This is a genomic window from Hymenobacter gummosus (assembly GCF_003970915.1).
Classification (GTDB): Bacteria; Bacteroidota; Bacteroidia; order Cytophagales; family Hymenobacteraceae; genus Solirubrum; species Solirubrum gummosum.
In genome coordinates, this window is record NZ_RXOF01000023.1 from 17409 (window position 1) to 41967 (window position 24559).

General features: G+C 65.9%; 20 protein-coding genes. 8 read left to right on the plus strand and 12 right to left on the minus strand.

Annotated features, from left to right (window positions below; translation table 11 throughout):
* Window positions 1-13: 13 nt before the first annotated feature.
* From EJV47_RS26620 to EJV47_RS26655, 8 genes are all read right to left on the minus strand, one after another.
* On the minus strand, window positions 14-1660 hold the full coding sequence (locus EJV47_RS26620) for an amidohydrolase (protein WP_126696259.1): 1647 nt from the start codon (window positions 1658-1660) through the stop codon (window positions 14-16).
* A gap of 53 nt (window positions 1661-1713) precedes the next feature.
* On the minus strand, window positions 1714-3027 hold the full coding sequence (locus EJV47_RS26625) for an OmpA family protein (RefSeq protein ID WP_126696260.1): 1314 nt from the start codon (window positions 3025-3027) through the stop codon (window positions 1714-1716).
* Between the two features lie 132 nt (window positions 3028-3159).
* A complete protein-coding gene (locus EJV47_RS26630) occupies window positions 3160-3756 on the minus strand; it encodes a hypothetical protein (protein WP_126696261.1) in 597 nt (198 codons plus the stop codon).
* Window positions 3757-3762: 6 nt separating this feature from the next.
* Window positions 3763-4563: a 3'-5' exonuclease gene (locus EJV47_RS26635; RefSeq protein WP_207896009.1), complete on the minus strand. Its 801-nt coding sequence runs from the start codon at window positions 4561-4563 to the stop codon at window positions 3763-3765.
* A gap of 572 nt (window positions 4564-5135) precedes the next feature.
* A complete protein-coding gene (locus tag EJV47_RS26640) occupies window positions 5136-5789 on the minus strand; it encodes a response regulator (RefSeq protein WP_126696262.1) in 654 nt (217 codons plus the stop codon).
* A 207-nt stretch (window positions 5790-5996) separates the two neighbouring features.
* Window positions 5997-9071 (minus strand): sensor histidine kinase, encoded by a 3075-nt coding sequence (locus EJV47_RS26645; RefSeq protein WP_126696263.1) that lies wholly within the window; start codon window positions 9069-9071, stop codon window positions 5997-5999.
* 81 nt (window positions 9072-9152) lie between these two features.
* Window positions 9153-9806, minus strand: a complete 654-nt coding sequence (locus tag EJV47_RS26650) for an SdpI family protein (protein WP_126696264.1) — start codon at window positions 9804-9806, stop codon at window positions 9153-9155.
* Window positions 9803-10081 (minus strand): autorepressor SdpR family transcription factor, encoded by a 279-nt coding sequence (locus EJV47_RS26655; protein ID WP_126696265.1) that lies wholly within the window; start codon window positions 10079-10081, stop codon window positions 9803-9805. Before EJV47_RS26655 ends, EJV47_RS26650 begins: the two co-directional genes overlap by 4 nt.
* 201 nt (window positions 10082-10282) lie before the next feature.
* Here EJV47_RS26655 and EJV47_RS26660 point away from each other — a divergent pair, with 201 nt between their 5' ends.
* From EJV47_RS26660 to ureG, 6 genes are all read left to right on the plus strand, one after another.
* Entirely contained in the window at window positions 10283-10894 is a 612-nt protein-coding gene (locus EJV47_RS26660; RefSeq protein ID WP_126696266.1) for an urease accessory protein, read from the plus strand.
* A gap of 160 nt (window positions 10895-11054) precedes the next feature.
* Window positions 11055-11807, plus strand: coding sequence for an urease subunit beta (locus EJV47_RS26665; protein WP_126696267.1), 753 nt, complete (start codon window positions 11055-11057; stop codon window positions 11805-11807).
* A 30-nt stretch (window positions 11808-11837) separates the two neighbouring features.
* The gene (locus EJV47_RS26670) at window positions 11838-12353 is read left to right on the plus strand and encodes a hypothetical protein (protein WP_126696268.1); all 516 of its coding nucleotides are present in this window, start codon (window positions 11838-11840) and stop codon (window positions 12351-12353) included.
* 26 nt (window positions 12354-12379) lie between these two features.
* The gene (gene ureC / locus EJV47_RS26675) at window positions 12380-14095 is read left to right on the plus strand and encodes an urease subunit alpha (RefSeq protein ID WP_126696269.1); all 1716 of its coding nucleotides are present in this window, start codon (window positions 12380-12382) and stop codon (window positions 14093-14095) included.
* Between the two features lie 111 nt (window positions 14096-14206).
* Entirely contained in the window at window positions 14207-14878 is a 672-nt protein-coding gene (locus tag EJV47_RS26680) for an urease accessory protein UreF (RefSeq protein ID WP_126696270.1), read from the plus strand.
* A 168-nt stretch (window positions 14879-15046) separates the two neighbouring features.
* Window positions 15047-15799 (plus strand): urease accessory protein UreG, encoded by a 753-nt coding sequence (gene ureG / locus EJV47_RS26685; protein ID WP_126696271.1) that lies wholly within the window; start codon window positions 15047-15049, stop codon window positions 15797-15799.
* An 8-nt stretch (window positions 15800-15807) separates the two neighbouring features.
* On the opposite strand, the gene EJV47_RS26690 is transcribed toward ureG, so the two are convergent.
* Both EJV47_RS26690 and EJV47_RS26695 read right to left on the minus strand, forming a co-directional pair.
* Window positions 15808-17268 carry a hypothetical protein gene (locus EJV47_RS26690; RefSeq protein WP_126696272.1) on the minus strand — a complete coding sequence of 487 codons (1461 nt, stop codon included), beginning with the start codon at window positions 17266-17268 and terminating at the stop codon, window positions 15808-15810.
* Window positions 17269-17685: 417 nt separating this feature from the next.
* Entirely contained in the window at window positions 17686-18579 is an 894-nt protein-coding gene (locus tag EJV47_RS26695; RefSeq protein ID WP_126696273.1) for an urease accessory protein UreD, read from the minus strand.
* Between the two features lie 121 nt (window positions 18580-18700).
* Here EJV47_RS26695 and EJV47_RS26700 point away from each other — a divergent pair, with 121 nt between their 5' ends.
* Window positions 18701-19372, plus strand: coding sequence for an MCP four helix bundle domain-containing protein (locus EJV47_RS26700; RefSeq protein WP_165903951.1), 672 nt, complete (start codon window positions 18701-18703; stop codon window positions 19370-19372).
* A gap of 213 nt (window positions 19373-19585) precedes the next feature.
* On the opposite strand, the gene EJV47_RS26705 is transcribed toward EJV47_RS26700, so the two are convergent.
* Window positions 19586-21580: a T9SS type A sorting domain-containing protein gene (locus EJV47_RS26705; RefSeq protein WP_126696275.1), complete on the minus strand. Its 1995-nt coding sequence runs from the start codon at window positions 21578-21580 to the stop codon at window positions 19586-19588.
* Window positions 21581-21905: 325 nt separating this feature from the next.
* On the opposite strand from EJV47_RS26705, the gene EJV47_RS26710 reads away from it, so the two are divergent.
* Window positions 21906-22940 carry a phytanoyl-CoA dioxygenase family protein gene (locus EJV47_RS26710; RefSeq protein ID WP_126696276.1) on the plus strand — a complete coding sequence of 345 codons (1035 nt, stop codon included), beginning with the start codon at window positions 21906-21908 and terminating at the stop codon, window positions 22938-22940.
* A gap of 75 nt (window positions 22941-23015) precedes the next feature.
* Here the strand turns inward: EJV47_RS26710 and EJV47_RS26715 are convergent, their stop codons facing one another.
* Entirely contained in the window at window positions 23016-24251 is a 1236-nt protein-coding gene (locus tag EJV47_RS26715) for a hypothetical protein (protein WP_126696277.1), read from the minus strand.
* Between the last annotated feature and the right edge of the window lie 308 nt (window positions 24252-24559).

The following is a 24559-nucleotide window of genomic DNA, read 5'->3' on the forward strand; positions in this document are numbered from 1 at the left end:
GCTTTCCGCCGAATCAGCGACTGGCTGAGGCTTTGGCTTCGTACAACACCTTCCCTCCTATCATCGTCAGCTCGCTCACGGTGCCGGGCAGGGCGGGCGTGGGCACGGTGAAAATATCCTGCGACAGCACCGCCAGATCGGCCAGCTTGCCGGGGCTGAGCGTGCCTTTGTCCTGCTCGGCAAACTCGGCGTAGGCTGAGCCCGCCGTGTAGGCCCGCACCGCCTGTTCGCGCGTCAGGGCTTCCCCGGGTTGGGCCAGCGTAGTGGCGAACATGATGTTGAGGAAGGGGTTCATCGGCCCATCGGAACCCAGCGCGAAGGGAATGCCCGCTGCCAGCAGGGAACGGAACGGGGGCACGAAGCTGATACCGTTGGGCGCGCCGCTCAGCGCTGGGTTGACGAAGTGCGAGGGGTTTTGCACCACCACAATGCCCAGGGCCTTGGCGCGCGGCTGCAGGTCGGCCGCCAGCCCGTCGCCGTGCTCGAAGCGCACCCGCTTGCGCCGCCAGGTAGCGTCGTCGGCCAGCCCGCTCATCAGCCGCAGCACCAGGCTGGCCGTACTGTCGCCGCTGACGTGCAGCATCAGCGGCTCGGGGCCGGTGAGGGCCGTGCGCAGCAGCTGCCGTACGGTATCGACGGGGAAGTTCAGCCGCCCGTACCAGCCGGGGCGCCCCGGGTAGGGCCGCCGCATCAGCGCGCCGCCTTCCAGCGGGGTAGCGTCGAGGATGTACTTGCGGCCCGCCACCCGCGTCAGCGGGGCCGGTTGCGGGCTGATGCCGGCCCATTCGCCGCGCCGGATGCCGCTGGTGCTGGTCATGGGCAGGGGCATGATGCGGTGGCGCAAGGGCAGCCGGGCGGCCTGCACCACGCGCAGGAGTTGGGCGGGCGGCAGCTCCCCGGCCATGTTCTGCACGCTGGTAATGCCCAGGGCCAGGGCGCCGTTGCCGTACTGCTGCAGCTGGCGCACCCAGGCCGCGTCGGGCAGGGTGGCGTGCAGCTGCTGCCGGGCGTTCCAGTCGGCGTACTCCTGCAGCAGGCCCGTCAGCTGCCGGGTGCCGGCCACCCGCTCGTAGCGGCCCCCGACGGGGTCGGGCGCATCATCAGCAATGCCGAGCAGTTGCAGGGCCTTCGAGTTCAGAATGTTGCCGTGGCCCCAGGGCGGCTTGATCATGACGGGGTGCGCCGGGGCCACGCGGTCGAGGGTGGCGCGGCGGAAATCGGGGTCCAGCAGCACCGTCAGGCCAATGTCGCCCTGCAGCCAGGTGCCGGGCGGGGTCAGCTGCACCAGCCGGGCCAGGGTATCGAGCACCTGCTGGCGGGTGGGACCAGGAATCATCGGGGCGGCCGGAAAGGCGAAGTGCCGGCCCGCCGGGGCGTTGGGCGGCAGGTGGTCGTGGGCGTCGTTGAAGCCGGGCACCACGGTGCGGCCGCGCAGGTCGATGCGGCGGGTGCGCGGGCCTGCCAGCCGGCTGATGTCGGCCGTAGTGCCCACCGCCACGATACGCTCCCCGCGTATGGCCAGGGCCTGCACGTAGGGCCGGGCCTCGTCGGCGGTGAAGATTTTGCCGTCGGTCAGAATGATATCGGCCGGCGCGGCTTTTTGGGCGACGCCCAGCCGCGCCATCAACACCAGGGCGAGGCCCAAGATAAGTTTGCTCATGTCAGCAAGTTATCATCTACTTCATGCGGAGCAACACCTGGGCCCCGAACGGCTTATTTCTGCGTTACCCGCACGCTGATGCGCCGGTTCAGCGCCCGGCCCACGGGCGTCTCGTTGCTGGCTACATTGTGCTTAGGGCCGTAGCCCTTGGCCTCCACCCGGTTTGCCGCAATGCCCATGTCTACCAGCGCCGCCATGGCCGCCGTGGCCCGCTGCTCACTCAGGCGCAGGTTGTCTTTGAAGTAGCCGGTGCTGTCGGTGTAGCCCCCAATTTTGACGTGAGCCGCCGGGAAGCTCTTCAGGATGCTGGCCACGTTGCGCAGCTGGGCCATCGACTCGTCGGTGAGCGTGGCCTTTTTCGGGTCGAAATACACCCGGTCAAAGTTGATCCAACCCTTGGTGCGGTTCACCGGGTCCACCTGCACCGCGGCGTCGGCCAGGAAGTTGTAGAGCTTGTTCTCGGTGGAATTGACGCCCACCGTCTGCGTCGAGCCGTCGAGCAGGGTGAGACGCACGGGCCGGCCGGTATCGTAGATGTAGTTTTCGGTGGCCGCATCGTAGCGGCCGCTGAGGGCCGTCACGGGCGCTTCCGCTGGGGCGGCGGCCGCCGCTACGTCGGGCGGGGTAGCCGCGGCGGGCGACATGGTAGCCGCCAGGCTGGCAGCGGCCAGAGCCCCGGCCTGCCGGGGCCGCTGGCCGGGCCCCTGCCCCAGGAAGTAGCCCACGATGAGCGCCCCAAGCACGACCAGGGCCGGAATCAGCCACTGCCGGGCACTACCGCCCAACGGATGCGCTCCAGCATCGGCCAGGGGCATGGCCTGCGGGTGGGCGGCGGTGGTAAGTTCGCCTGGCTCGTAGCCGTTGCCGGGCGCCTGGGCCGCCTCGGCGGCCAGCAGCAGGCCCGTTACGCTGCTGCGCTGCGTCTGCAGCCAGCGGCCCAGGCCGGCGGCGTCGAGGTGGTCGTGGGCGGCATGGTCGCCCAACACGCCGAGCATGACGGGTGCGGCCAAGCCCAGCAGGCGCTCCACGGCTTCGGTGCGGATGCCGCTTTCCGAGGCCACCGAGGCAATGCGGCCGCGGTAGTGGTCGGTGAGCAGGGCCCGCATCAGCTCCTGGCCGTGGGTGGCCCGCACGGCCAGCACGTCGGCGCGGGTGCCGGCCTCGCGGGCGTCGCGGGCCATTAGCCAGACCACGTCGTTGCCGCCCACCTGCTCCGAAAGCTTGATCAGGCTGCTGAGCACCAGGGGCACCACCTTGGGCAAGGCTTTACGCACCCCGGCTTCGCTCTCACCCACCGCTGCACTGGCCTGGCTCACGGCCGGAGCCGTAAAGCAAGCCGATACTTCCTCCAACACGTTCTGCGCCATGACTGTAGGGTTTAGACATTCGACAATACTTAATAATACAAATTTTTATTAACTAATTTCAAAAAATACACTCGTATTATTACGCGCCACGCAGACGACAGGCTTGCCCGCGCTGCTTTACTGCTTCACCCGTCAACTCACGGGCCGACTGAAAATCACCCGGTCGACCGGCGCGGCCTGCACAATGCTATCCAGCACTGCCGGTTGTCGGCGGCAACGATTCCAGGTTGCGGAGTCCAGCTGCACGCGGGCTTCCACTCGCACGTTGTCCAGCGACACGTAGCTCTGCACCTCGTAGGCCGACAACGTGCGGCTGTCGGCAAAGCTGGTAACTGGTCGTTCTAGGGCCTGAGCCAGCTGCCCCAGGCGCTGCCGGCCCAATCGAATGGAATCAAGCACCGCGTGGCCATACGGAGGCTTAAGCGTCAGGCGGTACAAGGTGGGCCCGGTGGGCATTTCTACCATGGTGCACTCAATACCCAGCGCGACGTAATCCAGCGTGGTCCAGCGGCTGATCTGGTCGCCGACATTGTGCCAATTGACGTGCAAAGCGTGCCTTTCCTGGCTGAAGCCTCGGCCCAGCACCCGCACTACCTGTGGCCGGCTGCTCGTGCCAGGCTGCAGCTGCCCCTGCTGCATCAGCAGCGCTACGTCCGGTACTGGCCGGCTGCCCACGCAGGCCGGTAGCGCCACGGTCACCACGGCCAGCAACCAGAAGCCGTGCCGCATACAAGCCTAGCTGGCCCGCAGCACCATCATGGGCGCGGGCTGGTCGGCGTACACCACGGCCTCATCCCCGAACGGCTCGTCGCCGCGGAACTTGAGCAGCAGGCGGGCAGTGGTAATAATGTCCTTCTGGCAGTAGGTGACGATGCGCGGCAGATTCTGCTCCTCGTAGTACACGCGGGCCACGTCGGCGCCGCTGATGTCGTCTTTGGGCGTGGGAATCTTGAACACGGCCGCCAGCAGGTTCAGCGAAGTCGGGGCTTTCCGGTCGCCGAACTTCCACATTTCCATCGTGTCGAGGTGACGGATTTCCCAGGGCTTCTTACCGGCCAGATCGAGTTGCGGGGGCAGCATCAGCCCGTTGATGAGCAGGCGCCGGGCAATGTAGGGAAAGTCGAATTCCTTGCCGTTGTGGGCGCAGAGCAGGTACTCGGGCTTGCGAAACAGCAAAGCCGAAAACTCGCGCAGCAGCTGGACCTCGTCGTGCCCGGCGAAACTCTTGACGCGGAAGCGCCACTGCTCCTCTTCCTTGTCGAACAGGAAGTGGCCCACCGAGATGCAGATGATGCGCCCGAACTCGGCGTAGATGCCGGCCTGCTCAAACAGGGCCGTGTCCTGCAGGTGCTCGGGCATCTTGTCGATGTCGTGCAGGTTCAGGTTCCAGCCCTTCTCGCGGCGCAGGCTCTCGCACTTGTGCTGCCAGAGCAGCTTCAGCATCTCGTCCATGTTGTCGTGCCCGTCGGCGCAGGGCACCGTCTCGATGTCGAGCACGAACACGTCGGTGAGCTTGAGGTTGCGGAGCAGTTGCATAGGTACGAAAACGGGGCGGCGGTAACGAAGATAGGCCCTCCAAGCCCAAACCGCTAACGGGGGCCGCATTGTTTTGGCCGGGGCCGCGCCCTTCCGGGGCAAAAAAATGCGCACGGCCGGTATCAGGACCAGCCGCGCGCATGCGGGTATGCTCAGCTCCCCGAGCGGCCGCTGCTACCGGGGCAAACAGGTGTGTCGGGCGAATCACACGGCACGGGCCGCGCTACTACGCCAGGGCCGGGCTGCCGGTAAGCCACAGGCCCAGCATGGAAATCAGCAGCTGCCGACGGGATTTCGCAGACATGAGCGGTCGGTGGTGGAGAGTGGAGCATATCAGCCAGAACCCGCAGGGGTTAGGCTCGAGGGCAAATTCGTCAATCAACCGGCCGGCGTCAATCACATATAGATGTGATTCTCGTTGTGGGTCAGGTCGTCATTCAGAGCGAAGCGAAGAATCTCGCGTGCTGCCGTCAGATAGTAGACTTACTGATTGAAGTTACTATCAGACGAGCCACGCGAGATTCTTCGCTTCGCTCTGAATGACGTTCTGTCGTGCCGCGCACGGCTAAGGCCTAAGTCAGGCCCTGGCGCAGGGCCTTGCTCACGGCCTCGGTCATGGAGCGCACGTGCAGCTTCTCGTAGATTTTCTTGATGTGGGAGCGGACCGTGTCGAGCGAGATGCCGCGGTCGTGGGCAATCATCTTGTAGCTGTAGCCTTCCACCAGCAGGCCGAGGATTTCCTGCTCCCGGGCGCTGAGGTTGGCGGGCGAATCTTCCTGCTGGCGCGGGGCCACGGGCTTCGGAAACAGGCGCAGCACCTGCCGGGCAATGGCGGGCGTCATGGGCGCCCCGCCGGCCCGCACCTCCCCGATGGCGTCGAGCAGCTTCACCGGCGGGGTTTTCTTGAGCAGGTAGCCGTCGGCGCCGGCGCACACGGCCTGGAATACCCGGTCGTTGTCCTCGAACACGGTCAGCATCACCACGCTCACCTTGGGCGAGTTGGCCTTGATGCGCTTCAGGCCTTCAATACCGTTGATGCCGGGCATGTCGATGTCCATCAGCACCACGTCGGGCTTGAGGCGCGGAATATCGGTTTCCACCTGCTGGCAGTTGCCCAGGGCGCCTACCAGCTCCAGGCCCGGCGTGCCGCCCAGCAAGTGGCTCAGGCTCAGGCGCAGGTCGGGGTTGTCTTCGTAAATCAGGACGCGGGTATCGGCGGTTTCCATGGGCTTAAAACGGTGGGGTAAAGTGGTGCGAGTCAGAATGCTGCGAAGGTACTGAAAGCCGGCACGCCGCGAAGCCGCATGATGATGTGAGAAGCAACGTGTGCGTGTAGCGCGGGCTTAAGCCCGCGTCCGCCAGATAGTAACTCACTTATCTGGCCGATTTCGTTCTGCGACAACCGCCCGACCGGACGCGGGCTAAAGCCCGCGCTACTTCAGCGGCACGCGCAGCTCCATGCGGGTGCCCTCACCCGGGGCGGTGTCGATGGTGAGCTGGGCCTTGATGGCGGCGGCACGGCTGCGCATGTTGGTCATGCCGTTGCCGCCGCCCTGGGCCGGGGCCTTGGGGTCGAAGCCCACGCCGTCGTCCTGCACGCGCAGCACCAGGCAGCGGTTGTCGTAATCGAGGGTGATGCGGGCAAATTCGGCCTTGGAGTACTTCGCCAGGTTGTTGACGGCTTCCTTGAACAAGAGGAAAAACTCCCGGCGGGCGCGCATGGGCAGGCGGTGCTCGGCCACTTCGGGCGCCACCTTGAAGATGAAGTCGATGCCGCGGGCCTCGAGCACGTCGGAGGCGAAGGAGCGCATGCGAGAGGTGACGGACTCCATGGAGTCGTGCGCGGGGTTGATGGCCCACACGATGTCATCCATCGAGTCGAGCATGCGGCGCGAGGAGTCGCCGATCTGCTCCAGCAGCTGCGAGGACTGCTCCGCGTTGCCGCGCTGCTGGTGGGTGCGGGCCAGCTGGCTCAGGATACTGATGGAGGAAAGCGTGGAGCCCATGTCGTCGTGCAGGTCGCGGGCAATGTTGTGGCGCACCCGCTCCAGGGCCAGCAGCTGGCTCACACGCACCCGGTAGGCCAGAAACAGCAGCCCGAACACCAGCCAGCTGGCCAGGATGCGGAACCACCACGTCTGGTACCAGGGTGGCTCCACCACCACCCGCAGGGAGGCGCCCACGTTGTTCCACACCCCGTCGTTGTTGGCCGCCCGCACCCGGAAGGTGTAAGTACCGGGGTTGAGGTTGGTGTAGGTGGCCTGGCGCTGGCTGCCGGCGTCAATCCACTTCTCGTTGAAGTTTTCCAGCTTGTAGGCGAAGCGGTTTTTGTCGGACAGCCGGTAATTCAGGGCCGCAAACTCGATGGAGAAGAAGTTTTCCCGCGGGGCAATGGTGAGCAGGCGGCTGGCCGTAATGCTGGTATCGAGCGTGGCCCAGCGGTTAAACTTGCGGAAGCCCGTCAGCACCACGGGCGGGGGCACGGCGTTGAAGCGCACGGCCGCCGGGTGAAAGGCCACCACCCCGTTGCCGCCGCCGAAGAACAGGCGCCCGTCGGGGCTGCGCCAGTAGGCGCCGGCGTTGTGCTCGTCCTGGGGCAGCCCGTCGCGCATGTCGTAGGTGCGAAACTGCTCGGTGCGGGGCGTGAAGCGGGCAATGCCCTTGTTGGTGGCCATCCAGAGGTTGCCCTCGGCGTCGGCCTCCATGCCGTACACCACGTCGTTGGGCAGGCCCTGCGCCTCCCGGTACACCTTGAAGCGCCCCCGCTCGGGGTCGACGAGGCAGGCAATGCCGCCGCCCTCGGTGCCCAGCCACAGGCGGCCCTGCCGGTCTTCCAGCATGCAGCGCACGTAGTTGCTACTCAGGCTCTGCGGGTCCGAGCGGTTGGAGCGGAAGGAGCGGCAGTGCCCGGTGCGCGAGTCGAACTGGCTGAGGCCGCCCCCGCCCACGCCCACCCACAGGCGCCCTTTGCTGTCCTGAAACACGCAGCGGATGTGGTTGTCGCTCAGGCTGAGCGGGTCGTTGGGGTCGTTGCGGTACACGGCGCAGCGGCCACTCACCGGGTCAATCAGGTTCAGCCCGCCTTCGGTGCCCACCCAGATGCGTCCCTGCCTATCCTCGTACACGCAGCGCACGAGGTCATCGGAGAGGCTAGTGGGGTCGGCGGGGTTGTGGCGGAAGCGGCGGAAGCGCCCGGTGGCCGGGTCGAGGTAGGCCAGCCCTTTGTCCTCGGTGCCCACCCACAGGCGGCCGGCCCGGTCGGGACGCACGGCGCGGATGTGGGTGTCGGGCAGCGCCTGCGGGTCGGCGGGGTCGGCCTGGTAAGTGGTTACCTTGCCCGTCGCGGGGTCGTGGCGCACGAGGCCGTTGGTTTCGGTGCCGATCCACAGGTTCCGGGCCGCATCCTGGGCAATGGCCCACACGCTGCCGGTAAAGCGCACGGGCACCGGCTGGACGAAGGCGCTGGCCCCGGCCTCGAAGGAGACAATGCCCTGGTCGGTGCCGGCCCAGAGCAGGCCGGTGCGGTCCTGAAACAGCCGCCCTACTTTGTCGGAGGGCAGGCTGTGCAGCACCGTGGGCTGGTGCTGCCAGTGCACGAAGTAGTTGCTGGCCGCGTCGTAGCGGCACAGGCCGCGGTTGGTGCCCACCCACACGCGCTCCTGCTGGTCTTCCAGCACGGCATTGACTTCGTTGGAGGGCAGCGCCCCGGCCTGGTCGGGCTGGTGGCGAAAGTGGGCGCGCTGCCCGGTCGGCAGGTTGATAAAGCACAGGCCGTTTTCGGAGGCAGCCCAGAGCCCGCCGCGGCGCGTGCCCCAGAGCGAGCGAATGGCCGTGCCGGGCGCCCAGTCGGCCAGGGGCACCAGGATGCCGGTGCGCTCATCGGCGTAGCTGATGCGCCCCTCGCCGGTGCCCACCCACACGCGCCCGTCGCTGGTCTGGGTAATGGCCCGGATGGAGTTGCCGCGCACGTTGCCGCTCAGGGCCTTGGGGTGCCGGAACTGGCGGAAGCGGCCGGTTTTGGCGTCGAGCAGGTTCAGGGCGTACTCGGTGCCGGCCCACAGCCGGCCCTGCCGGTCGCAGAGCACCGACCACACGAAGTTGTCGGCCAGGGCGCCGGGGGTTTTGCTGGTTTCGTAGAGGCGGAAGGTTTCCGTCAGCGGGTTGTAGTAGGCCAGGCCGCCGCCGGTGCCCACCCACACGCCACCTTTAGGGTCGGCATCGATGGCGCGCACGAAGCTGCTGCCCAAAGAGCCGGGCTGCTGCGGGTCGCTGCGAAACACGCGGAAATTGGCCCCGTCGTAGCGGTTGAGCCCGTCGAGGGTGCCCACCCACAGAAAGCCAGCGCGGTCCTGCGTGATGCCCGAGACGCTGTTGGCCGACAAGCCCTGCTGGGCCGACAAGGCGCGAAACGTCAGGTTCTGGGCGGCCGCCGGTGCCGCGCACCAGCCCGTCAGCCAGACTACAAGCAGGGGCAGCCAGGCGCGCTGCCAGCGCAGTACGGAACTCATCCCGTGCAAGGTAAGCCCGCCGCGGGTAGCTTGTCAATCACATGATTTTCGACGCGCCGCCTGGGCCGCGCCCGGTCGGGCTCAGGCGGGCTGCCCGGCGCGCAGCTGCCGCCACACCACGTAGGAATACACCGCCGCGCCCAGCGGCACGGCCATCAGCACGCCCAGCACCACCGAGGTGGTGGCAGGGCCGGGCAGCAGCCAGCTCACCAGCAGGCCCAGCAGCCCCGCCCCCACCATGGCCCGGCCGCCTACGCGGTGGGTACGCTGCCACACGACGGGGTTTTCGAGCGTCCAGGGCGTGCGGATGCCGGCAAAGTAGTTGGGCGGCACGGCCACCATGTAGTTGCCCAGCAGCACGTACATGCCGCTCAAAATCAGGCTCACCCAGTTGCCGGCCACGTAGCCCACCTGCGCCGCGCGGGTAATCATGACGCCGAAAGCGGCCAGGCTGGCCATCAGCGCCAGCAGCATCTTCTGAAAGTTGGCGTTGTGCGCATCGAGCTGCCGCTTGGGGTCGATGCGCGGCAGCACCAGCATAAAGGCCAGCGACGCCAGCGGCAGGGCGGCCAGCCCCCAAAGCGTGGCGGCGCTGCCCATGCGGTCGGCTTCGCCGCGGATGTTGAAGTGTACGGGCACCTGGGCCGGCAGCTGCGGCCACACCAGCGCCAAGTGAATCAGCGGGGCCAGGCCGAGCAGTATTGCCAGCACCAGCCAGACGGAAGGCTTTTTCATACGGATGAGGAATTGGCGTCGGGCCCGCGAAACTGCAGCAGCCAGCTGATGACTTCGTCGAACACCGTCATGTTGAGGGAATAGGTAATAAACTGGCCCTGCTTGCGGCTGCTCACCAGATCGGCCTGCCGGAGCAAATCGAGGTGGTGGGAGATGCTGGGCTTGGCCATGCTGAAATGCGCGGCTATTTCGCCGGCCGTCAGGGGCTGCTCGCGCAGCAGCTCCAGTATGGCGCGGCGGGTAGGGTCGTTCAGGGCCTTGAAAAGAGCGTTCAAATGGCAGCAGGTATTTAGACAAATATCTAAATACCTAACCACAAAGTATAGTCAGCAGCGAAATATTTTACACCCCCTGTTTTTCAGGGCACTTTTCACAAACGCTAGCACCAAAACCAATTTACCCCCTGCTTTCGGGACGGCACTTTGCTGCTTTCTTCCACTCAGATTCTATATTGCCCTTCCAATTCCAAGGCCTACATGGAAGCACTTGTCCCGATTTCGTTTGCAGCCGTTATGGGCGCGGGCCACGCTTTCGAGCCCGACCACCTCATTGCCGTCAGCCAGCTGGTAGCCCGCCGCGACAATACCCTGCTGGCCGTGAAAGACGGCATGTACTGGGGCTTGGGCCATACCACTATGCTGGTGGTGTTCGGGGGCCTTATCCTGTTCGGCAAGCTCACGCTGCTCTCGGGCGGCTACTTCGAGGCCTTGGTAGGGCTGGTGCTCATCAGCATGGGCATTGGGCGGCTCAGCAACCGCAGCAACTTCGTGCCGACGCGGCAGGCGCGCAACCCGCACGCCTGGGCCTACGCCATCGGGCTGCTGCACGGGCTGGCGGGCAGCGGGGTGCTGGTGCTGGCCGTGCTGAGCGAATTGCCCGACCCCTGGCTAGCCCTGGCGTACATCTTGGTGTTCGGCCTGGGCTCGGTGGTGGGCATGTTCGGGGCGGCCGGGCTGATGCACGTACCCTTCACCCGCCGCATGCGCCTGAGCCGCTGGCTTACCGGCTCGGTGGTGGCCGTGTCGTCGCTCATCAGCATAGCCTACGGGGGCTGGATGGTGTATGAGCATTTATGGTCAAATGGCTAAACTGCTAAATAGCTGATTGCTGAACGGTCAAATGGTTGTATTGCCAAACTGCTAAATGGTTGATTGTTGACCAGCCTTGCCCCTTCGCTTTATCCTTCTCCGCCTCGTGCTGTCTGAACGACCAGCCATTTAGCCATCAGACAATTTAACAATTCAAGGAATGCACCTCTCGCCCAAAGACCTTGACAAGCTGGTGCTGCACCAAGCCGGCTTCGTGGCCCAGAAACGCTACGCCCGCGGCCTGCGCCTGAACTACCCCGAAGCCGTGGCCCTGCTGGCGACGCAGCTGCTGGAGTTTATCCGCGACGGGGAATCGGTGGCGGTGCTCATGGACAAGGGCAAGCAGATTCTGGGCCTGCAGGACGTGATGGAAGGCGTGGCCGGGCTGCTGCACGAGGTGCAGGTGGAAGGCACCTTCCCCGACGGCACCAAGCTGGTGACCGTGCACGAGCCCATCTGCCGCGAAACCGGCTCTGCGGAGCTGGCCCTCTACGGCTCCGGCCTCACCCGCCGCGAGGAAACGGCTTCGCCCGACACGCTCATCAACGAGGTGCCCGGCGAGTACCTGCTGGCCGCGGGCGAGCTGACGCTGAACGAGGGCCGCGCGACGGTGGAAATCGAGGTGACGAATATGGGCGACCGGCCGGTGCAGGTCGGCTCGCACTACCCCTTCTTCGAAACCAACGCCCGGCTGCAGTTCGACCGCGCCGCCGCCTACGGCTACCGGCTCAACATCCCGGCGGGCACGGCCGTACGCTTCGAGCCGGGCGAGCGGAAACGCGTGACGCTGGTGGCGCTGGCCGGGGAGCGGGTGGTGTACGGCGGGAATGGGTGGATTGACGGTAAGTTGGAGGAGGACAATAAGGTCAAAATAATTATTGAATATTCACCACCAAACAACAATATTGCATAAAACATCAACCATTTTTTACACCACAAACCGATGAAATACTTCTTACTCTCGCTTTTCATTGCGATACTATCATACAGCAATGCGATGTGTCAAAATTACATATTCAGAGGTAAAACAAAATACAGGTCCACTCCAGCTTATGGCTTCACATGTTCTGCGTGTCCCTCTATCGAAAGAGAGCTAAATACGTCTTTTGCAAAAACTCCTACCGGAGGACTTATGCTAATTTCTACTAAAACTATGCTTGATGGCAGGATATCAGGCAAGGTCCTGATTTATCTAACAGACGGATCGGTAATCACTTGCTTAGATAAAGGAATTAAAGACAGAGTAGACGACGAAAGCAAAGCTTTGTACTTTTTAACTACCAGCGAAATGGAAACACTTTCGCAAAACAATATTTCCAAAATTAGATTTTCAATTATTGAACCAGGATACCCATCATCTCGAATTGAAAACTACACAGCATCAAATTCATCACTCTATTCATACAATGGAGAATTACAGTACAATACATCTGAAGACATAGCGGCATTGTACGAATAGAATTCAATACAGCACCACAGTCCACCATGTCTCTTTCCCTCCCCCGGCGCGCTTACGCCGATATGTACGGCCCCACGGTGGGCGACCGGGTGCGCCTCGGCGACACCGACCTCGTGATTGAAGTCGAGCAGGACTACTGCGTGTACGGCGAGGAATGCAAGTTCGGCGGCGGCAAGGTGCTGCGCGACGGCATGGGCCAGGCCGCCGGCATCAGCCAGGCCGAGGCGCTGGACCTGGTCATCACCAACGCCCTGGTACTCGACTACACCGGCATCTACAAGGCCGACATTGGCATTAAGAGCGGGCGCATTTCGGGCATCGGCAAGGCCGGCAACCCGCACATCATGCCGGGCGTGACGCCGGGTATGACGGTGGGCGTGACGACGGAAGTGGTGGCCGGCGAGGGGCTCATTCTCACCGCCGGCGGCATCGACTGCCACATCCACTTCATCAGCCCCCAGCAGATTCCCGAAGCCCTGGCCTCGGGCGTGACGACCATGGTGGGTGGCGGCACCGGTCCGGCCGCCGGCACCACGGCCACCACCTGCACACCCGGCGCCTTTTACATCGAGATGATGCTCAAGGCCACCGAGGGCTGGCCACTCAACTTCGGCTTCCTGGGCAAGGGCAACTCGGCCAAGCCCGAGGGCCTGCGCGAGCAGGTGGAAGCCGGCGCGCTGGGCTTCAAGCTGCATGAGGACTGGGGCACCACCCCGGCGGCCATCGACCAGTGCCTGAGCATCGCCGAGGAGTACGACGTGCAGGTGTGCATTCACACCGATACGCTCAACGAAAGCGGCTTCGTGGAAACCTCCACCGGCGCATTCAAGGGCCGCACTATTCACTCCTACCACACCGAGGGCGCGGGCGGCGGCCACGCCCCGGACATCATCAAAATCTGCGGGGAGCCGAACGTCATTCCGTCGAGCACCAACCCCACGCGGCCCTCCACGGTGAATACCATCGACGAGCACTTGGACATGCTCATGGTCTGCCACCACCTCGACCGCAACATCCCGGAGGACGTGGCCTTTGCCGAAAGCCGCATCCGGGGCGAAACCATTGCCGCCGAGGACATTCTGCACGACCTGGGCGCGCTGAGCATCATCAGCTCCGACTCCCAGGCTATGGGCCGGGTGGGCGAAGTCATTACGCGCACCTGGCAGACGGCCCACAAGATGCGCCAGCAGCGCGGGCAGCTGCCCGAGGACGCCAGCACCGCACACGACAACTTCCGCGCCCGGCGCTACGTGGCCAAGTACACCATCAACCCCGCCCGGGCCCACGGCTTCAGCCAGGAAATCGGCTCGGTGGAAGTGGGCAAGCTGGCCGACCTGGTGCTCTGGAAACCGGCTTTCTTCGGCGCCCGGCCCGAAATGGTTATTAAAGGCGGCATCATCGTGCAGAGCCAGATGGGCGACGCCAACGCCTCCATTCCCACGCCCCAGCCTTCGTTTTCGCGGCCCATGTTCGGTTCCTTCGGCCGGGCCATCGGCCAGACCTCGATGGTGTTCGTGTCGCAGGCTTCGGTGGAGCACGTGCAGCGGAATTACGGGTTGACGAAGCAGGTGGTGGCCGTGCAGGGCTGCCGCACGGTGCAGAAAAAGGACATGGCCCTGAACGACTACCTGCCCAACATTGAGGTGGACCCGGAAACCTACCGCGTCACCGTCGACGGCCAGCACCTGACCTGCGCGCCGGCCACCAAAGTGCCCCTGGCGCAGCTGTACAATCTGTTTTAGTGCTTGGTGGGTAGTGCCTGGTGCTTAGTTGTTGAAGGCCATTCAAGCCTTCTGACTTTGCCTTGCTCCTCACCCTGAACATCACTAAGCACTAACAACCAAGCACCAAACATGCACTTCGCCCGCCTGCTGCACCTCGTCGACTCGGCCATTCCAACGGGCTCCTTCGCGTACTCGTACGGGCTGGAAAGCAGCGTCACGTTCGGGCTGGTGCGCCCGGGCGCGGAGCTGCGCCACTACCTGTACTCCTTCCTGCAGCAGGCGGCCAGCCTGGAGCTGCCGTTTCTGCTCAGCTGCAGCCACCACGCCAGCCTCGATGCGGGCTTGCTGCCGATTGCCGAGGAGTACGACGCGCTGCTGCTGGTGCCGGCCCTGCACCGGGCCAGCCTCACGCAGGCCAAAAACTGGCTGCGCCTGCTCGAATCCTTCTACCCCGCTGCCGATTTGGCCGCCATCGGCGCCTGGCACGCCGGGGCCGATTTGCCGCTGCACTTCGTGCCGGCCATCGGCCTGAGCCTGACGCGGCTGGAGTTCAGCGCCCACGAGGTGCAGACCATGTACCTGCACATGGCCCTGCGCGACCAAATCAGCGCCGCCATCCGCCTGGGCGTCATCGGCCCCATGGAGGGCCACCGCCTGCAGCACGACTTCTACACCGTGTTCGACGAGCTGCTGACCCAGTACGCCGGCCGCGGCTACCAGCAGGCCACGCGCTCGGCCTTTCTGCTCGACACCGCCCAAACCTTTCACGACGACATTTACTCCAAGCTGTTTCAAAACTGAATGGGGTCTTGGGGGCTTAGGGGCTTAGGAGCTTGGTGAAGTTCTGGCTTGCGTGCCGGCTGGTTCTGGCAGATGGATGAAGTCAATCTGCCCAGGCCCCAAGCTCCCAAAAACCCAAACCCTAAAACCACCAAGTCCCCAAGACCCTAAGCTCCTAAGACCCCAATCATGGCCTTCGTCGACAAACTGGCCCTGCTGCTGCACGGCCACAATCCGCACGAGTACTACGAGTCGCCGGGCGACTTTAACGCCCGCGAGACGCGTAAGCTCCCCTCCTACCGCAACTTCCGCCAACGCTCTTTCACGGTGGGCATCGGCGGGCCGGTGGGCACCGGCAAAACGGCCCTGCTCAAAGCCCTGTGCGAGCGGCTGCGCGACGGGTTCGAGCTGGGCGTGGTCACCAACGACATCTTCACCCGTGAAGACGCCGAGTTCCTGACCCGCAACAACGCCCTGGCGCCCGAGCGCATCGTGGGGGTGGAAACCGGCGGCTGCCCCCACGCGGCCATCCGCGAGGACATATCCCTGAACATGGACGCGCTGGAGGGCCTGATGCAGCGCTTCGGCCGGCTCGACTACCTGTTCGTGGAAAGCGGCGGCGACAACCTGGCGGCCCACTTCAGCCGGGAGCTGGTCGATTACTCCATCTACGTCATCGACGTGGCCGGCGGCGACAAGGTGCCGCGCAAGGGCGGCCCCGGCATCACCCAGGCCGACTTATTGGTCATCAATAAGATAGACCTGGCCGAGCTGGTGCGCGCCGACCTGAGCGTGATGGACCGCGACGCCCGCAAGATGCGCGGGGAAGGGCCCTTCGTCTTCGCCCGCGCCCTCGACGGCCACAACCTCGACGTCATCATTGAGCACATTCATCAGGCCAAAGCCCGCGCCCTGGCCGCCGTGCGCGAAGACCGACGGTAGCGCGGCCGCTATTCCAGCTGGGCCAGGGCGGCGCGCAGCTCCTCGGGCGTGACGGGCCGGAAGCTCAGTTCCGGCGCCACGCCTTCGCTCAGCACCACCGCCCGCGTAGCCAGGTAGGTGATGCCCTTGTCGCGCTTGAACGCCACCAGGGTGGCCGGCTCGCCCTCGGGGGCCGCGTAGAAAAGCTGCCGGGTGGCTCCCGCGTCCTGCCCGATGCCCGGCACCACGCCCCGCACCCGGCGGAATACCAGCACGGCGCGGGTACCCGCCGCCGGCGTTTCGACGCCGAACTGCACGCGCTTCTGGCTAGCAAAACGGGCGCTCCGGTCGCAGTTGATCCAGCCCAGGCCGGCGGCGCTAAACAGGTAGCCCCCCAGCGAATCCACGCTGGTCGCGTTCAGGTCACCGGCCGGGGTTTGGCGCAGGAACTGGCGGGCCTGCCGGGTATCGAACGAGCGGATGGCGTTGGCCGGAGTACTCAGCTGCCCGACAAAGCTGCGGTCATCACCGAAAAAGCGCACCCGGCCGTCGCGCCCGAAACCCAGGTCAAACAGCCACACGCCCGCTACCGGTACTTGCGGCAAGGGGGCGGCTTTTACCCACCGTCGGCGGCGCGGCACTTCGGTCAGGACGTTCGAATGCGCTTTGCGCGGCGGCAGAGGGCCAAGCAGGGCGGCCGGTACAAAGGCCGGGGCCTGACGGCGTAGCGTGGCGTCCAGCGCCAGCCGCAACGCCTCATCCCGAATGCCCAGCACATTTACCCCCGTCACGCGGCCCTGCGCATCGATGCCCAACGTAACGCGCCCGAACTCCAGCAGCCGGGTCCGGCGCGAAGTAGTCCAGGACCGGAGCTGCTGCCGTTCCGCCCGGCTGCGCGGGCGGGCCAGCAGCCGGTCTACGTCGGCGGCTGAAAAAGCCAGGCTACGTCGGAGCTGCTGATAGAACGCAGCTTGCGTGCCCCGCAGTTGCGGCCCCACCTCCCGAAACCGTTGCCGGTTCAGGGCCGGCACCGGGCGCTGCCAGTCTACGCCGCGGGCGGTGGGCACGCCGGTGTAGAGCTGCATGCCAGGCAGCGGCCGGGCGGCGGGCATACGCAGCAGCAGCTCCTTGCCGGGCCGCAGCGCGCAGGGCTGGCCGGTGGCCGTCTGGGCCTGCAGGTGCAGCATACCGCCGGTTTCGAGCACGTCAGTGCCCGAAGTGGTCGTGAGGTTGTGCAGCAGAATATCGGGCAGGGAGTAAAACTCGCGTAGCTGCAGCGTCACCGGGCCGGCGAGGCTGTCGGTGGGGCGGGCCGGCCCGGCGCCGGGCCGGGCGGCTCCGAACGCGTAGGCGGGCACCCAGAGCACCGTGCCCTCGGCGCCGTACAGCAGCGTGTCGCGGCCGGGCAGCACCTCGAAGCTTTGAACTGGTTTTTCCGGTGCCAGGTAGTCAGGCAGGCCGTCGGCAGCTTCAGCCCCGGCGCTGTCCATCGGCGACGCGTAGCGGGCGGCCAGACTGGTGGAGCCCGCGCCGGCCGGGGTGCCCGGCCACCCGGCCGCCCGCCGCCGCGGCCCGACGCGGGTTTGGCTGGCGGCAGCTTGACGGGCGACCCTGCGCCGGGACGGGGCGGCCGCGGGGCCGGCTGGTTCCGGCGCGGTAGCCTCAACTCGCGTCGTAGCGGCCGGCGGAGCGGCGCTGGGAGCCGGCGCCGCTGGCCGGGCGGCCCCGGCCGTTTCCGCGGCTTGGTCTTGGCTCTTGCAGCCCGGCAGCGCGGCCGCCAGCAGGCATATGAATAAGGGGTAGAGTTGGCGCATAGGCTGGCAAAACGCAAAGACGGCTCAACGTAGTATTAACCCCATAAACTACGGCTATTGACCGAATAGCACTGCCGTTCAGCCGGTTCGGGCTCAGTATTTCCGCTCCCAAGGGTTGTAGCCCAGCACGTCCTCGGCGGCTACGAGCTGCATCAGCGCCGCCAGCAGCGGCTGCAAATCGAGGCGGCTGCGGGCGGCGGCGCGCAGCACGTACACGTCGTCCCGGGCCGGTACCACGGACAGGATGCAGGCGTGCTCGGGCAGGCGGAAATCCAGCTCCCGGCGCCCGGGCATCTGCAGGGCCAGCAGCTGCCGCCCGAGGCGCTGGAACCGCTCGTCGTCGGGCGTGCCCACCAGGTACACCGCCAGAGTGGTCTGGTACTGGCGGAAGTTGACCGGCGAGGTGGCAATGTGCGCGGCGGGCTCGAAGCCGAACCGGTCGAGTACGCGCAGGCGGCCGGCGCGGCTGATGCGCAGCTCACTGTGGTAGCTGTCGAAGGCAAACCGCTCCCCCGCGTCGGTGCGGCCCGCGCTAAACCAGTCGGCCAGCAGCAGCAGGGCGCCGGGCTGCAGTTGCCAGTGCTGGGCCTGGCGGTAGCGGCTGCCGGCCTGGGGCACCACCGGGTCGGGCAGCACCACGGCCACGGCCCCCTCGGCCAGCTCGCCCTCGACGAGCTGCTCGGCCACCAGTCCGGCGGGCGACTTGTATACCTTGGTGCTGGCCTGCGTGCCCAGAAACAGTCGGGCGTCGGCCTGAGCGCGCACCCGCAGCCGAATGGCGTCGCCGGCCAGCATGCCGCCGCCGTAGCTCGACAAGACCACGTGGCAGCTGCCGCCGGCCGCGCGCGGATTGAGCAGCTTCAGGGGCTGAATGCTGCGGCTGCTCACCAGGCGCGACTGGCCCCGCACCGCGGCCACGTCGATTTCGCTCCAAAGGGTGGCTGCCGGGACGCCGGGGTAGGCTGGGGATGGGGAAGACACGGGCATGAGCGGCTAATATCCGGCTTTCCGGCGCAGCGTGTACGCCTTCGGCCAGCTTTGGCGGCCCGAAATGCGGCGGTGCAGCGGGTTTTCAGTACATTTTCCCTTCCCCTCTTTCCCACCCGCCATGAACCCTCTGCGCCGAATCCACTACAAAGCCAAGCCCGCGGGCCTGTTCCTGATTGTGCTGCTCGTGGTGCTGGGCAGCAGCGTCTGGGAAAAGCGCCTGATGCACGCCATGAACACCTCGGCGGCCTTCCTGTACCAGGACCGGCTGCTGCCGGCCACCGGCCTGTTTCAGCTCAATGATTTGATGTACGCCAAGCAGCAGCTGATAGCCGGCTACCAGGCCCACCCCACGGCCGCCCGCCGCCACTACCTGCAGGTGCAGCTCGGCGGCCACAACGTCGGCATCGATTCCATTGTCAGCTCCTACGAGGCCACCTACCTTGTGGCGGAAGAAACCCGGGTGTTTGGCGCCCTCAAGGCCCGCCTGCGCCGCTACAACGCCCTGGAGGCCCAGCTGCTCAGCACTGCCGCGCCGGCCCCCCGGCAGGCCCGCGCCCTGCTTCGCCAGTTCGACCAGATTCACGCCGACCTCGCGCGGCTCAACCGCATTCAGCAGCAGGTGGGCCAGCAGCTACGCCAAAGCTCCAACGCCATCGAGGGCGACGCCAACCTGCTCAGCAACGTGCAGATAGCCGTGCTGGTGATATTCACCCTCATCATCCAGCAGGCCCTGCTGCTGGACCGCCACCCGCTGCTGCCCAACTCGCTGAAGAACTTCCGGCTGAATTAGGCCGTGTAGACGGCAGCGCCAGCATCCGTTTGGCTGCTTCGCGGGCTGCCCACGGGCTTTGGCGGGTCGATAACGCGGCCAATGCCTTCAACCGTCAAGCGGCGCCTGGGACTCCAGGCGCCGCTTGGCAGGTAAACCAACAATGGATGCTTCGCCGGGCTGGCGGCGGCGGCGGAATCCTGCTGCAGCCGGCATCTGCCCCGCCGGGTGGTCTTACTCGAGTACCAGGCGCTGGGTAGCCGTGGCCGTGGCCGTGCTGACCTGCACCAGGTACACGCCCGGCGGCAGGCCCTGCACATCCAGCTGGCCACCGCCGGCCGGCAGCTGCGTCGCCGCTACGCGCCGCCCCAGCGCATCGGATACCACGGCCCGGGCGCCGCTTCCGCCCGGCACCTGCACCCGGACCGTACCGCGGGCGGGGTTCGGATACAGGCTGAACAAGAGCGTCGTCGGCACGCGGCGGCTCAGGGTGCCGCTCACGGTGAAGGCGCTGGTGGTGGTGACGGTGCCGGTGGGCGTGACGATGGACAGTGGCCCCGTGCTGGCCCCGGCGGGCACCGTGGCGACAATCTGGTCGCCGGGGGCATTGACGCGGAACGTCGTGGCGGCCACGCCGTTGAAGCGCACCGCCGTGGCCCCCTGCAAGCTGCTGCCATTGATAACGACCTGCGTGCCAACGGCCCCGGCCGCGGGCGTGAAGCCCAGGCGGGTAGCAATGTTATCCAGCCGGGCCACAAAACCATCGGGGTACATCGCGTTGGCGCCCGTAGTGGTCAGCGTTGTGCCGTTGAAGTCGGCGCTGCCGTACAGGCTGCCGCACACCCACACCTGGCCGCCGCTGCTGGCCGCGGCTCCGGCGTACTGGTCGAAGCCGGGGCTGGCGCTGGCCACCGACTGCCGCAGCCACAACGGCTGCCCGGCGCCGTCCAGGGCCGCCACGAAGCCATTTGCCGCCTCAAAGCCCGCCAGCGGCACCGGATTCAGCGCAAACTGGTAATTGCCCCAGGGAAATGCCCGGCCGCCCACGCCCGTAAGCAGGTACTGCCCCCCGGCCGTTTGCCGGATGGACGTCGGGTAGCCGGTGGTGTTCAGTTGGCGGCTCCAGCGGTAGGCGCCCAGGGTGGAATAGTTGGCCAGCAGAATGTCCCGGTATTCGCTCGGGTTCTGATGCGTGGCCGTCCCCAGCTGCACCGAACCGCTGAAATCCAGGGCCAGTATCACGCCGCCGCCGGCTACCGGCGTCATGCTCCTGGGCACCGCCATTACGCGGTCGGTCGGGGTGGTGGGCAGCGCCGCGGCCGGCAGGGTCTGCGCGCCGAGGGGCTGCAGCGCGCCCGAGTACCGGGCCAGGAAAAGGTCCTGGCCGTTGGGGGCGGCCAGGGCCGTACCGGCCATCTGCTGCGGCACCCGCATGTACCCACTGGTGTACAAGGTGTTATCGTCGGCGTTATAAGTAAGCGTGGTGATGAGGCTGCCGCCGGAGCTGGCCGTCACCCCGTCGTCCTGGCTGGCAACGACGTTGCCGGCGCCGTCCACCTTGCGCAGCATCACCTTGGTCCACTCCACCGGCGACTGGCCCGCTCCCGGGGGCCGCAGGCGCGTTTCCGTGTAGCCGACGAAGGCGTTGCCCTGGCCATCGAGGGCCAGCTGGGCCGGAAAGTCGTCGTAGACCGAGGCAAAAAGCTTGGTCCACTGCCAGGTGCCCTGCGCGTCGTATTTGGTCAGAAACACGTCTGATGGCCCCATCACATTGTAGGGCGGCGTTGAGGGGTAGAGCGTCGAGCTGCCTTCGACTTGCAGCGAAGCGTCGCCAAACTCGCCCAGCACCCACACGTTGCCGGCGGCATCGGCCTGCATATCCCACAACGACAGCTGCCCCGCCAGCTGCGGCCCGAGCTGAATCTGGCGGATCCACTGCGGCACCCCGGCCGGGTTGTACCGGGCCACGAAGATGTCCGAGTTGCCCCCGGTCATCGTACCGGTGCGGCTCAGCGGCCCCAGCGTGGTGCTGCCCTGGAAGGTGCCGGCCGTGTACACGTTGCCGTTGCCGTCGGCGGCAATCTGCTTGGCGGCCTGCCAGTGCGGGCCGGTAATCAAATCGGCCCAGCCGAAAGACGGCGCCATCTGCGCCCGGGCGGGCTGCCACGCGCCCCCGCCGAGCATCATTCCTACGCCAACCCGAAAAATCCAGTGTAAACGCTGCTTCACGGCTTTAGTAAAAAAATAGTACAACATTTGCCCGCAAGCAATATACCAACCGCGCCCCTGTTCGGCGCCTTACGCCACGGTAATAGTCAACGACTGAACTCTTGCTTAATGCCGGCGCGGCCCAGCATCCGCCGGCTTGCCGGGCCGCCAAGCGTCTTGCTGCGCTCCAGCCGCGTCAGGGCCCGCCGCGTCGCCTGGCGCTAGGCTTCCGGGCTGCTTTTGCCGCCGCAGTAGCGGTGTGGCACCGAGCCGACATTTCCGCTACCTTGCCGGGGCCCGTCTGGGTGACACTTGATTAACTACTTACCCAATAATCCCGAGAACAATGAATTCACAGCCTGCTTTGGTCGGCCCGGAAGAAACGGGCGCTCTGGGGGTGCAGTACCTGAAGCGCTTCTGGGCGCAGACGCTGGCCAAACGTCGCGGCGCATTCATCGAGGCGACCGAGCAGAGCTGGCGCTTCGACAACCTGCTGCTCAACGGCCTGGGCCTGCCACTCGAAGAAACCATGCAGTACCTGCTGAATACCGAGCCCAGCTTTGCGGAGTTTGAAGACTGGGTGCTGAATAAGCACCGCGGGCAGCTGGACTCGCTGCGGGTGCAGCGCCTCAACAGCGTGTTTTCGGGCCAGCCCTACCCGCCCGCGCTGCAGCACAGTCTGCAGCAGCTGGCAGCTGAGCCCGACGTGCTCAGCCCGGCCGACCTGGCCCACTGGGCCGAGCACGGCTACGTAGTGCTGCGCGGCGCCATTTCCCGGGACCAGGCCCGGGCCACCGAGCTGGCCGTGTGGGACGCCCTGGGCATGGACCCGCAGGACCCGACGAGCTGGTACCAGCGGCCCATCGGTAAGGGCATCATGATGGAGTTCTACCACCATCCTACGCTGCGGGCCAACCGCCAGTCCCGGCGCATTCACAAGGCCTTTGCCCAGCTCTGGCAGACGCCCGACCTGTGGCCAACCACCGACCGCACCAGCTTCAACCCGCCCGAAACGCCCGCCCTGCCCTTTCAGGGGCCACGCCTGCACTGGGACATGAGCCTGGAGCCGCCCTTCCGCTTCGGCACCCAGGGCCTGCTGTACCTGTGCGACACGCCGGCCGAGCAGGGTGCCTTCTGCTGCGTGCCCGGCTTCCACCGCACCCTGGAGCCCTGGCTGGCCAGCCTCCCCCCCGGCACCGACCCGCGGCAGGTCGACTTGGATGCCCAGGCCGTACCCATTGCGGCCGAAGCCGGCGACTTTGTCATCTGGCACCACATGCTGCCCCACGGCAGCAGCCCCAACCGCGGCACGTACCCGCGCATCGTGCAGTACCTGAACATGTACCCGCTCGATTTCAAGGAAAATATGGGCTGGCGTTGAGGCCACGCCACCGGGCACAAAACAACAGCCGGCGCGAATGGTCGCGCCGGCTGTTGTTGGTTTATGCAGGTCGGTTTACTCCACCACCAGGCGGGCCGAGCGGCGGCCGTTGCGCACCAGGTAGATGCCGGCCGGCAGCCCAACCCCGCTTTCGGCCGGCTGCCGGCGCAGCACGCGGCCAGTGGCGTCGAGCAGCTCCACGGGGCCGGCAGTGGCGCCCAGCACCTGCACGCGGTCGTGCGCGGGGTTGGGCAGCAGGCTCAGCGGGGGCAGCTTTTCGGCCTTGCCCGTAGTCACGCTGCGAATTTCCGACAAGGTCTCCTTGCCGTCGAAATCACGCTGGCGCAGGCGGTAGTACCACGTGCCGGCCGCGGCCGGGCGGTGGCGGAAGCCGTAGTTGCGGGCCGTGGTGGAGTTGCCGGCGGCGGCTACTTCGCCCACGGCCGCAAACGGCCCGCCGGCGTGGCTGGCCTCCACCACAAAGGCCGCGGCGTTGCGCTCCGAAGCCGTACGCCAGTCCAGCTGCACGGCGCCGTCGGCGGCGGGGCGGGCGCCGAAGCTGACCAGCTCCACCGGCAGAATGGTGGCCGACTGTTTGTTATAGGCCACGAAAGCCAGGTCACTGTCGCCGTTGAGCTGGATGCGCAGCTGCTTTACCCGGCTCACGTTTTCGGCCGTGATGCCGAACTGGCTCAGGTCGGCCGTCCACAGGCGCAGGTCGCGCGCGGTCTTGGTGAACCCGTTGCTCAGGCCCATGGGCGAGCTGCTGGCCTCGTAGAAATCGGCAAGCCACTCGCCCACCGTGGGGAAGCTGCCGTTGTACACCACCGAGACGGTGTTGCCCACCACATTGCCCGACGCGTCGACGCAGCTGAACACGTCGGAGGAGCCCGAGGGCGAGGCAATTTGCGTTACGAGCACGTCGGGCAGCCCGTCGCCGATGGAGGCCGGGTTGATGCCATTCAGCGTCAGTACCAGCGCGCCCGAGGGAATATTGGCCAGGCCCGTGCCCAGGTCCAGGCCGTTGGGGCCGTCGACGAGGTAGCCGGCCAGGGTGCGGGGCGGCGGCGGATTGCTCGGGCCGTTGTCCACCCCGTCGTAGAGCTGCCCGAAGCCGGCCTTGGTGCTGGAAGTGGGCGCGTTCAGCGTCTCGACGGGCAGCGAGTTAAAAATAGCCGGGGTGAAGGCCAGCCCGTTGTTTGCCAGCAAGTCGTCGTTGACCCCGGTGGAGTACCGCACGCTGTTGGCCACAAAAGCCAGCAGGGCGTGCGAATTGTCGGGCCGGGTGGAGCTTTTGGGGGCCGAAACCACGCCGCCGGCCGGGCTGGGCCGTTGCCGCTGCGCCAGTAGCCCCCGTAGCTGGTCACCACTTCGGTAACGTAGTTTACCGCGGTGGTCTGCGCCTGGCCGGCCTGCACACTCCCAGCTCCGAGCAGGGCAGTTAGTAAGTATTTACTCCATTTCATAGCCAGTAGCCTGTTTTTCAAATAAGTGCGCAGAATCAGCCTTGTGAAAGTAACTTAGCTTACTATAAATACATTCAGCAATAGTTATATTATAATGATGTTTTTTATACGTTTTTTTAGTTTAACAGGCTACTATCTGCTAGGAGGCCAACG

Excerpts from the sequence above, each read along its gene's own strand:
- EJV47_RS26630 (WP_126696261.1), bottom strand. The coding sequence starts at position 3,756 with ATGCGGCACGGCTTCTGGTTGCTGGCCGTGGTGACCGTGGCGCTACCG.
- ureG (WP_126696271.1), top strand. The coding sequence starts at position 15,047 with ATGGCCTTCGTCGACAAACTGGCCCTGCTGCTGCACGGCCACAATCCG.
- EJV47_RS26620 (WP_126696259.1), bottom strand. The coding sequence starts at position 1,660 with ATGAGCAAACTTATCTTGGGCCTCGCCCTGGTGTTGATGGCGCGGCTG.
- ureC (WP_126696269.1), top strand. The coding sequence starts at position 12,380 with ATGTCTCTTTCCCTCCCCCGGCGCGCTTACGCCGATATGTACGGCCCC.
- EJV47_RS26680 (WP_126696270.1), top strand. The coding sequence starts at position 14,207 with ATGCACTTCGCCCGCCTGCTGCACCTCGTCGACTCGGCCATTCCAACG.
- EJV47_RS26710 (WP_126696276.1), top strand. The coding sequence starts at position 21,906 with ATGAATTCACAGCCTGCTTTGGTCGGCCCGGAAGAAACGGGCGCTCTG.
- EJV47_RS26625 (WP_126696260.1), bottom strand. The coding sequence starts at position 3,027 with ATGGCGCAGAACGTGTTGGAGGAAGTATCGGCTTGCTTTACGGCTCCG.
- EJV47_RS26640 (WP_126696262.1), bottom strand. The coding sequence starts at position 5,789 with ATGGAAACCGCCGATACCCGCGTCCTGATTTACGAAGACAACCCCGAC.
- EJV47_RS26670 (WP_126696268.1), top strand. The coding sequence starts at position 11,838 with ATGAAATACTTCTTACTCTCGCTTTTCATTGCGATACTATCATACAGC.
- EJV47_RS26695 (WP_126696273.1), bottom strand. The coding sequence starts at position 18,579 with ATGCCCGTGTCTTCCCCATCCCCAGCCTACCCCGGCGTCCCGGCAGCC.
- EJV47_RS26650 (WP_126696264.1), bottom strand. The coding sequence starts at position 9,806 with ATGAAAAAGCCTTCCGTCTGGCTGGTGCTGGCAATACTGCTCGGCCTG.
- EJV47_RS26660 (WP_126696266.1), top strand. The coding sequence starts at position 10,283 with ATGGAAGCACTTGTCCCGATTTCGTTTGCAGCCGTTATGGGCGCGGGC.
- EJV47_RS26700 (WP_165903951.1), top strand. The coding sequence starts at position 18,701 with ATGAACCCTCTGCGCCGAATCCACTACAAAGCCAAGCCCGCGGGCCTG.
- EJV47_RS26635 (WP_207896009.1), bottom strand. The coding sequence starts at position 4,563 with ATGCAACTGCTCCGCAACCTCAAGCTCACCGACGTGTTCGTGCTCGAC.
- EJV47_RS26690 (WP_126696272.1), bottom strand. The coding sequence starts at position 17,268 with ATGGACAGCGCCGGGGCTGAAGCTGCCGACGGCCTGCCTGACTACCTG.
- EJV47_RS26665 (WP_126696267.1), top strand. The coding sequence starts at position 11,055 with ATGCACCTCTCGCCCAAAGACCTTGACAAGCTGGTGCTGCACCAAGCC.
- EJV47_RS26645 (WP_126696263.1), bottom strand. The coding sequence starts at position 9,071 with ATGAGTTCCGTACTGCGCTGGCAGCGCGCCTGGCTGCCCCTGCTTGTA.